Genomic DNA, 7256 nt, shown 5'->3' on the forward strand with positions numbered 1-7256 from the left:
ACGGAATAGTGGGGCTGGCTGTCGGAAACGGAGGATTTTATGTTAAGACAAGCCACCCAAAACCTCATTACCGCCCTTTATCCGAGATTGTCCCATGAGGACGAGTTGCAAGGCGAGAGCAATTCCATTTCCAACCAAAAACGGATTTTGGAAACCTACGCCAAGCAGAACGGCTTTACCAATCTGCGCTGGTACACCGACGACGGCTTCTCCGGCGCGAACTTTCAAAGACCCGGTTTTCAAGCCATGCTTGCAGACATTGAAGCCGGGAAAGTGGGTACGGTCATCGTCAAGGACATGAGCCGGTTAGGGCGAAACTACTTGCAGGTAGGGTTTTACACGGAAATGCTGTTCCCTCAAAAGGGAGTGCGGTTTATCGCTATCAACGACAATGTGGATAGCGCAAACGGCGGCATGGACAACGATTTTACCCCTCTGCGAAATCTGTTCAACGAATGGCTGGTGAGAGATACGAGCAAGAAAATCAAGGCAGTAAAACGAGCAAAAGGCATGAGTGGAAAGCCTGTTACCAGCAAGCCGGTATATGGCTACCTCATGGACGAGGACGAGAACTATATCGTTGACGAGGAAACCGCGCCGGTAGTCCAGCAGATATACCAGCTTTGCCTTGCCGGGAATGGCCCGACCAAGATTGCCCGTATGCTTACGGAGCAGCAAATCCCCACGCCGGGGACGCTGGAATACCGCAGGACGGGCAGCACCCGCCGATACCACCCCGGCTATGAGTGCAAGTGGGCGACGAACACCGTCGTTCATATCCTCGAAAACCGGGAGTACACCGGCTGTCTGGTAAACTTCAAGACGGAGAAGCCCTCTTACAAGGTCAAGCACAGTGTAGCGAACCCCGTGGAGAAACAGGCTGTTTTTGAGAACCACCATGAGCCTATCATAGACCGGGAAACATGGGAGCGCGTGCAGGAATTACGCAAGCAGCGCAAACGCCCGAACCGCTATGATGAAGTGGGGCTGTTCTCCGGTATGCTGTTCTGCGCCGACTGCGGCCATGTGATGTACCAGCAGCGGTATCAGAACAAGAACCGTAAGCAGGACTGTTACATCTGCGGCAGCTACAAGAAGCGCACCCGCAACTGTACGGCACACTTTATCCGCACCGACCTGTTGACCGCCGGTGTCCTCTCCAATCTCCGGCAAGTGACGGAATACGCCGCCAAGCATGAGAGCCGCTTTGTGAAGCTGCTTATCCAGCAGAACGAGATCGGCGGCAAGAGAAAGACCGCCGCAGCCACCAAGCAGCTTGAACAGGCGCAGGAGCGCATTTCCGAAGTGAGCCGCATTATCAAGCGGCTGTATGAGGACAATGTAAACGGCAAAATCAGCGACGAGCGTTTCATGGAACTGTCGGCAGACTATGAGCAGGAGCAGCGGGAACTGAAAGACCGCGCCGCCGCTTTGCAGGCCGAACTGGACAAGTCGCAGGCCGCCACCGTCAACGCGGAAAAGTTTATGGGGATTGTCCGAAAGCACCTTGCCTTTGAGGAACTTACCCCCACCCTCTTGCGGGAAATGATTGAGAAAATCGTCGTGCATGAGTGCAGCTATGACGAGAACGGCACCCGCAGGCAGGACATTGAGATTTATTACAGCTTTGTCGGCAAGATTGACTTGCCCGAAGCCTAACGCCCGACCTATCCGACACAATGGCCAAGTGCCGGATAGGAACGGCAAAATTTTTTACACTTCTATTACTTCTTTATCGCACATAAGCAAAAAGCCAGGGCATGAAACAGCTGATGGCCGGCGCAGGCGTCGCCATCGTTGGCATGGTCCTTGTACCGCTGCTGTCCGGCCTGTTCACCGTCTGATCGTACCCCGCTGAAATCCTCGTCCCCTCCCGCGCACAGCGGGAGGGGCTGAAAGGAGGTTTGACACCGTATGGATTTCTTATTGGATGCCCTGACCAACTGGCTGAAAGAGATGCTGGTGGGCGGCATCATGGGAAACTTAACGGGGATGTTCGACAGTGTGAACCAGCAGGTCGCGGACATCGCCACGCAGGTGGGCCAGACCCCGCAGGGGTGGAACGGCAGCATTTTCAGTATGATCCAGAACCTTTCCAACTCCATCATGGTGCCGATTGCTGGCGTGATCCTGGCCATCGTGATGACGCTGGAGCTGATCCAGATGATTACCGACCGCAACAACCTGCATGATGTGGACACCTGGATGATCTTCAAATGGGTGTTCAAGTCCGCCGCCGCGATTTTGCTCGTCACCAACACCTGGAACCTCGTCATGGCCGTGTTCGATATGGCCCAAAGCGTGGTGGCCCAGGCGTCCGGCATCATCGGCTCGGACGCTTCCATCGACATCTCCGCTGTTATGACCGATATGGAGTCCCGGCTGATGGATATGGACCTGGGGCCGCTGTTCGGCCTGTGGTTCCAGTCGCTTTTTATCGGCATTACCATGTGGGCGCTGTATATCTGCATTTTCATCGTCATTTATGGCCGTATGATCGAAATTTACCTTGTCACGTCGGTGGCCCCCATCCCGATGGCGACCATGATGGGCAAGGAATGGGGCGGCATGGGCCAGAACTACCTGCGCAGCCTGCTGGCCCTGGGCTTCCAGGCGTTTTTGATTATCGTCTGCGTGGCGATCTACGCCGTGCTGGTGCAGAACATCGCCACCGAGGAGGACATCATCATGGCAATCTGGAGCTGCGTGGGCTACACCGTGCTGCTTTGCTTTACGCTGTTCAAGACCGGCAGCCTGTCCAAAGCCGTATTCAACGCACATTGACCCGGAGGGAGGGAATTTACCAATGGCTTATGTACCCGTACCCAAAGACCTGACGAAAGTCAAAACCAAGGTCGCGTTCAACTTAACCAAGAGGCAGCTTGTCTGCTTCGGCTGCGGGGCGCTCATCGGCGTGCCGCTTTTCTTTTTGCTCCGGGGGCCTGCTGGCAACAGCGTGGCGGCCATGTGCATGATGCTCGTCATGCTGCCCTTTTTCATGCTGGCGATGTATGAAAAACACGGCCAGCCCCTGGAAAAGATCATCGGCAACATCCTCAAGGTGGCCGTCATCCGGCCCAAGCAGCGCCCCTACCGCACCAACAACTTCTATGCCGTGTTGGAGCGGCAGGCAAATCTCGACAAGGAGGTGTATGACATTGTTCGCGGCAAAGACAAAGCGGCAGGCCGAACCGGCAGAGCCGCAGACCAAACCCCGGCGTAAGCTGACCCGCGCCGAACGCAAACAAATCGAGGCAGCGATTGCCCGCGCCAACCGCACGGGCAAAAAGGAGCGGTCCGCCCAGGACAGCATCCCCTATGAGCGGATGTGGCCGGACGGCATCTGCAAGGTGGCGGATGGCCGCTACACCAAGACCATTCAGTTCCAGGACATCAACTACCAGCTCAGCCAGAACGAGGACAAGACCGCCATCTTTGAAGGCTGGTGCGATTTCCTCAACTACTTCGACAGCTCCATCCGTTTCCAGTTGTCCTTTTTGAACCTGGCGGCGTCCCAGGAGACCTTCGCCAACAGCATTACCATCCCGGCCCAGGGGGATGACTTTGACCCCATCCGGGTGGAGTACACGCAGATGCTGCAAAACCAGCTGGCGCGGGGCAACAACGGCCTTATCAAGACCAAGTACCTGACCTTTTCCATCGAGGCCGACAGCATCCGCTCCGCCAAGCCCCGTCTGGAGCGCATCGAGACCGATGTGCTGAACAACTTTAAGCGGTTGGGCGTGGCCGCCGAGGTTCTGGACGGCAAAGCCCGGCTGGCCCAGCTTCACGCCATCTTCCACATGGACGAGCAGGCGCCCTTCCAGTTCGAGTGGGACTGGCTGGCTCCCAGCGGCCTTTCCACCAAGGACTTTATCGCGCCGTCCGGCTTCGAGTTCCGTACCGGCAAGCAGTTCCGCATGGGAAAGAAGTACGGGGCCGTCAGCTTCGTGCAGATTCTGGCCCCGGAGCTGAATGACCGTATGCTGGCGGACTTTCTCGATATGGAAAGTTCCCTCATTGTGAATCTGCACATCCAGTCGGTGGATCAGGTGAAGGCCATCAAGACGGTAAAGCGGAAAATCACCGACCTGGACCGCAGCAAGATCGAGGAAGTGCGCCCAGATAGGGCATTGTGTAGTGTAGCGTAAGGGACTACCCCGTAAGATAACGCGGGAAACAACCTGCCTAACCGAAAGGCGAAAGCTGAAACGGGAACAGAGCACGGCAGGAAAGCGGTAAGTCACCGAAAGACAGTATGGTGCGACTGAACCGCCATGTTAAGCGGATACGAGGATGAAGTTGGGTTTACTGATACGCAAGTTTCTAATTTCTGTTATTTTCAGGCGGAGGAAAATGTCTGAAACCTCTGTCATGAACGCAATGGATGATGTTCTTCCATCCATTGATTATCTCAATGTTCATGAAATCTGTAGGAGAACCTATGGCAAGGAAACGAAAGCGCATACCGACAATCCGCATTTCCCTACACACAATGCTAACTGGGGATACCCTACACAGGAATGCCGGAAAGGGCTATGGCTGTAGAGCCTGAAAATCCTGCAAGGGTACGGAGCGCTCGTAGTAGTTTGAGGCGGTAATGCCGTCCACATGGCGAAGGAGCGCAGTTATTGTGTACTAAAATGGAACGTTGATTAGGGAGGAAAACCTCATTGCAGCCAACAACTGAAATTTTAGAAAGAATCAGCAAAAACTCATTGACCCATAAGGAAGAAGTCTTTACAAGACTGTATCGCTATTTGCTGCGTCCTGACATTTACTATCAGGCGTATCAGCGCCTGTATACGAATAAGGGCGCATCCACAAAAGGTGCCAACCAGGATACGGCAGACGGTTTCAGCGAAGCCAAAATTGAAAAAATCATTCGGTCTTTGGCGGACGAAACTTATCAGCCTAGGCCAGTAAGGCGGACTTATATTGCAAAGAAAAACAATCCGAAAAAGAAGCGTCCGCTGGGGATTCCAACCTTCACGGATAAGTTGGTTCAGGAAGCACTCCGCATGATACTGGAGGCAATTTATGAGCCGCTTTTTCTGGATTGCTCCCATGGATTTCGACCGAAGCGAAGCTGTCACACGGCCCTGGAAAAATTAAAGTACCAATTCGGCGGTGTGCGCTGGTTTGTCGAAGGAGATATCAAAGGATGCTTTGACAATATCAACCACGAAGCACTGGTGGGATTCATCGGCAACAAAATCAAAGATGCGCGTATTGTGAAGCTGGTCTACAAGTTCCTGAAGGCAGGATATTTGGAAGACTGGGTTTACCACAAAACCTACAGCGGCACTCCGCAGGGAGGGATTCTCTCGCCGCTGCTGGCAAACATCTATCTGCACGAACTGGATCAATTCGTCATGAAGTTAAAGGATGAATTTGAGACACCGGAAAAAGGGCAAATTACCCCGGAATATCGTGCGCTGCACAACAAAATTAAAAATCTTTGCTACCACATTGACCGGAAACAGGGGGCAGAAAAGGAGCGTATGATAGCTGAGTGCAAAGTGCTCCGCAAACAACTCCTGAAAACTCCCTGTACGGCGCAGACGGATAAAAAGCTCAAATATATCCGCTATGCAGATGATTTTATCATCGGTGTAAAGGGCAGCAAAGAGGATTGCCAGTGGATTAAGAGCAAACTCGCCGAGTTCATTGGACAAACACTGAAAATGGAACTCAGTGAAGAAAAAACGCTTATCACCCACAGCAGCCAATGCGCCAGGTTTCTGGGTTTTGATGTCCGTGTCAGAAGATGTGAGAAGGTGAAGCGCAACAAGAAAGGCGCCAAAATGCGGACGCTCAATAACCATGTGGAACTTCTCGTCCCATTCGACGATAAAATCCACGATTTTATTTTCTCGAAAAAAATAGCGATACAGAAAAAGGACGGGAAACTGTTTCCCGTTCACAGGAATTCTTTGCTGCGAGCCACAGATCTTGAGATTGTCACGGTTTACAATGACGAGCTGCGGGGTATTTGCAACTACTATGGAATAGCCAGCAACTTCTGCAAATTGAAGTACCTGTCTTACCTCATGGAATACAGTTGCTTGAAAACACTGGCAGCAAAGCATAAAAGCAAAATCTCAAAAGTTGTCGCCATGTATAAGGACGGAACCGGCGAATGGGGCATCCCATACGAAACAAAAAAGAAATCCAAACGCCGTTATTTCGCCAATTATATGGACTGTAAAAATGCAAAAAATCCAACAGACCAGATCAGCAATGCAGCCATTATTTATGGTCAGTCGGTGACAACACTTGAGAAACGCTTGAAAGCAAGGGTCTGTGAACTATGCGGCACGACGGAAAGCGAACATTACGAAATCCACCATATCAATAAGTTGAAAAACCTCAAAGGAAAGGAACCGTGGGAAATCGCAATGTTGGCCAAACGCCGGAAGACGCTTGTGGTGTGTGAACGGTGCCACCATCTGATTCACAACCAATGAGTTTACGCTGAACAAACAATGACAGAGCCGTATACTCCGAGAGGGGTACGTACGGTTCCCGGAGAGGGTGATGCAAACCTGCTATCGCAAGATGGTAAGGCGGTGTCTCCCTACTCCACCAGAAGAAAGCTGTCCGCGCTGGCTATGATATTGACATTCTGCCGTCGGATTTAGCTACCTACGGACGGGATGCCAAGAACCTGCTGAAAGAACTGCAAAGCCAGAACGAGCGGATGTTCCTGCTGACCTTCCTGCTTCTCAATACGGGGCGGACGCCCCAGGAGCTGGAGACCACGGTCTTTCAGGCTGCCAGCATCGCCCAGAAGCATAACTGCCAGCTGGTGCGCCTGGACTGGCAGCAGGAACAAGGACTGATGTCCAGCCTGCCCTTGGCCCACAACATGGTGGAGACAGAGCGGGCGCTGACAACCAGTTCCACCGCGATTTTTATTCCCTTTACGACCCAGGAACTTTACCAGAGCGGTGAAGGCGCTCTCTACTACGGCCTGAATGCCCTGTCGAACAACCTTATCATGGTGGACCGCAAGCGGCTGAAAAACCCCAACGGTCTGATCCTGGGTACGCCTGGTTCCGGCAAGTCCTTTGCCGCCAAGCGGGAAATCACCAATGCATTTCTGGCGACGGATGACGATATCATCGTGTGCGACCCCGAGGCGGAGGTGCGACACGAAGTCGCGTAATGTATTGCGTGTAAACGCTGCTCTATCCATTTGGAGTAACCCTACTGTGACCTGCACTGGTCAAAAGCCAGCGTTGGGAAGCTCA

General features: G+C 52.9%; 4 protein-coding genes and 3 pseudogenes. All 7 read left to right on the forward strand.

All coding sequences use genetic code 11. The features are described from left to right. The first annotated feature begins 39 nt into the window (after positions 1-39). Positions 40-1659, forward strand: coding sequence for a recombinase family protein (locus B5F27_RS15355; RefSeq protein ID WP_087368951.1), 1620 nt, complete (start codon positions 40-42; stop codon positions 1657-1659). Positions 1660-1745: 86 nt separating this feature from the next. After that, positions 1746-1844 (forward strand): annotated as a pseudogene (locus B5F27_RS17345) (Maff2 family protein); the annotation flags it as partial. Between the two features lie 70 nt (positions 1845-1914). After that, positions 1915-2784 (forward strand): CD0415/CD1112 family protein, encoded by an 870-nt coding sequence (locus tag B5F27_RS15365; protein ID WP_087368952.1) that lies wholly within the window; start codon positions 1915-1917, stop codon positions 2782-2784. Between the two features lie 22 nt (positions 2785-2806). Then, entirely contained in the window at positions 2807-3223 is a 417-nt protein-coding gene (locus B5F27_RS15370; RefSeq protein ID WP_007045884.1) for a PrgI family protein, read from the forward strand. Further along, positions 3153-4115: pseudogene (locus tag B5F27_RS15375) on the forward strand (conjugal transfer protein TraE); the annotation flags it as partial. The gene B5F27_RS15370 and the pseudogene B5F27_RS15375, both read left to right, overlap by 71 nt. Positions 4116-4673: 558 nt before the next feature. After that, positions 4674-6470: a reverse transcriptase domain-containing protein gene (locus B5F27_RS15380; RefSeq protein WP_087368953.1), complete on the forward strand. Its 1797-nt coding sequence runs from the start codon at positions 4674-4676 to the stop codon at positions 6468-6470. Between the two features lie 119 nt (positions 6471-6589). Further along, positions 6590-7150 (forward strand): annotated as a pseudogene (locus B5F27_RS15385) (conjugal transfer protein TraE); the annotation flags it as partial. Between the last annotated feature and the right edge of the window lie 106 nt (positions 7151-7256).

This window comes from Faecalibacterium sp. An192 (assembly GCF_002160175.1).
Taxonomy (GTDB): Bacteria; Bacillota; Clostridia; order Oscillospirales; family Ruminococcaceae; genus Faecalibacterium.

What these genes read in the sequence shown, in the direction of transcription:
- B5F27_RS15355 (WP_087368951.1), top strand. Translation starts at nt 40, where the DNA reads ATGTTAAGACAAGCCACCCAAAACCTCATTACCGCCCTTTATCCGAGA.
- B5F27_RS15365 (WP_087368952.1), top strand. Translation starts at nt 1,915, where the DNA reads ATGGATTTCTTATTGGATGCCCTGACCAACTGGCTGAAAGAGATGCTG.
- B5F27_RS15370 (WP_007045884.1), top strand. Translation starts at nt 2,807, where the DNA reads ATGGCTTATGTACCCGTACCCAAAGACCTGACGAAAGTCAAAACCAAG.